2 protein-coding genes are annotated in these 2,228 nt (G+C 37.8%); both read right to left on the reverse strand.

From position 1 onward, the window contains the following. Positions 1 to 693: 693 nt before the first annotated feature. Complete coding sequence (locus WBM49_RS10220; protein ID WP_424371954.1) at positions 694 to 1,758, reverse strand: NHL repeat-containing protein; 1,065 nt, start codon at positions 1,756 to 1,758, stop codon at positions 694 to 696. Between the two features lie 72 nt (positions 1,759 to 1,830). Continuing rightward, a partial coding sequence (locus WBM49_RS10225) for an SMP-30/gluconolactonase/LRE family protein (RefSeq protein WP_424371955.1) occupies positions 1,831 to 2,228 on the reverse strand: 398 nt, incomplete at its 5' end.

Here is a 2,228-nt window from a genome sequence, read left to right on the forward strand (position 1 = left end):
AGCCATTTGCCGCAAACGGATTTGCAGAATCCTAATAACCCTCATGGGAAACCTGCCTGCCGTATGGTAGGTGAAAAAGGAAACGCTGACGCGTTCTTATTTTTTTATTCCCAAAGCTCTTTCAAACTGAGTTTGTGTCGCTCCTAACACGTACGGATTTGCAGAATCCTAGTACAACCTCCGCTGGAAATTGAAAGCCCTAATGGCTGCGCCATCAGTAGGCCTATTTATTTTCACGCTTATGCCAGTCAAAGACTGGCAATGTGTTCAAATAAATAAGCCTGAAAATCTTTCGATTTTCAGGCTTTCTGCTTGTCGGGATGACAGACCTAAGAATAAGGTCATAACACACTCTATACCAATACTTTACCTTGCTAATGTTAAGCTGTACACCTCTTTGCGATTTTTAATACAAATTAGCACAAGGGATGTAATTCTTTACCTTATAAATTTAGGAAAACCAATTATTATATCAAAACTAATCAAGGAGCTATATCCGAAATCGATTAGGTTCATAAAACATTGGTTTTAAAGGACGGTATGATTCTCACAAATCAACTATTGTGAGTTCCTTATTATGTCCTATAAAAAATATAGATTCCGATTATGAAATTATGTTTGTTGGATGACATTTTCTTAATCCTGTTTGTATTGGCGAATTGGGTCTATATCGAGACGTCGTCGTTGTTCAATTTATTCCACCGATATCTTACGTATTCTATGGTTATTTGCATCGGCCACATATATTGACCCTTTTGAATCAAAAGCTAAACCATAGGGAACACCAAATTTTGCTATTTCTATATTACCATCTTGATTTCCTTGTGTACTTCCTGCAAAGTTACTTACCTCACCTGAGCGAGAAATTGCTTGTATTCTAGTACTATTGTCTCCAACATACACAACTCCCTTATAATCTACAGCGATTCCCATAGGTTCCGAAAATTCACCAGCAATACCTGCAATAGTTTTAACATGACCATTTGGGGCAATTTTCCGTATTTTGTTATTTAAATTGTCTGACACAAAAACATTTCCGTATGTATCTACCGCTAATCGTTTAGGAAGTGAAAAATTTGCCTCTTCTCCTAAACCATTAGCAAACCCCTGCCTACTGCCCGCTAGTGTTGTGACATAGCCAAAATGCCATATTTTCCTGATTCTATGATTAAACTGATCGGCCACATATACATTTCCGTCATTATCTATTGCAACGTCTGAAGGGCGATTGAATTTGCAAGTTTCTGGAATACCATCTAAATAACCCAATGTACTTCCTGCAAGAGTGCTCACAATACCGTTGGGCGTAATTTTCCTGATTTTATTATTATAGGTATCAGCTACGTATACATACCCATTTTTAGTGACCGCTATACCAAATGGGGCATTGAATTTTGCATCAGCAGATTTACCATCTGCAAAGCCCTGTGTACTTCCTGCCAGGGTGGTTACAATACCTGAACGGGTTATTTTTCTGATTTTATGATTAAAATAATCAGCGACATAAACATTTCCATTTCCATCCACTGCCACTGCAAAAGGTCCGCCAAATTGAGCATTAGGTCCTTGTCCATCTGCATAGCCAGAAGTACTCCCTGCCAGTGTATTTACAAAATAACTACCGGTAGTATAGTCTCTCGACCTACTTAGGGAAATAGTATCATTTAAGGTTGAACCGTACTCAATTACTTCATCAGTCTTACTGCAACTAAAACTAATGAAAGCCAGTACTACTGCTATTTTATATATTATTTTCATATTCTTGATTGTTAAACGTTGATAATTCACATCAAATTAAAAACCCCAGAGCTACCCCTGGGGAATCTAATTCTACTCTTGTGTAATCTTTAGAATTCTATTGTTGCTTCTATCGGCCACATACAAATCTCCAAATGCATCAATTGTAATTCCTTGTGGTTGATTAAACTGCGTAGTGGTTCCATCGCCTGCTAAAGTGGTCACATTACCTTCGGGAGATATTTTACGTATCCTGTTATTGCTAACATCGGTTACATAGATATCTCCTTGTTTATCTACTGTAATCCCAGTAGGAAAACTGAATTGTGCAGCTGTACCTTGCCCATCGGCAAAACCAGAAGTGCTTCCAGCAAGTGTGGTAACATCACCATTAGGCGCTATTTTACGTATTAAACCAACGGAACTATCGGTTATATATAAATTATCTTCTTTGTCTATGGCAATTCCGTATGGGTTGTTAAATCTTGCAT

This window comes from Muriicola sp. (genome assembly GCF_049669965.1).
Classification (GTDB): domain Bacteria; phylum Bacteroidota; class Bacteroidia; order Flavobacteriales; family Flavobacteriaceae; genus Muriicola.

What these genes read in the sequence shown, in the direction of transcription:
- WBM49_RS10220 (WP_424371954.1), bottom strand. Translation starts at nt 1,758, where the DNA reads ATGAAAATAATATATAAAATAGCAGTAGTACTGGCTTTCATTAGTTTT.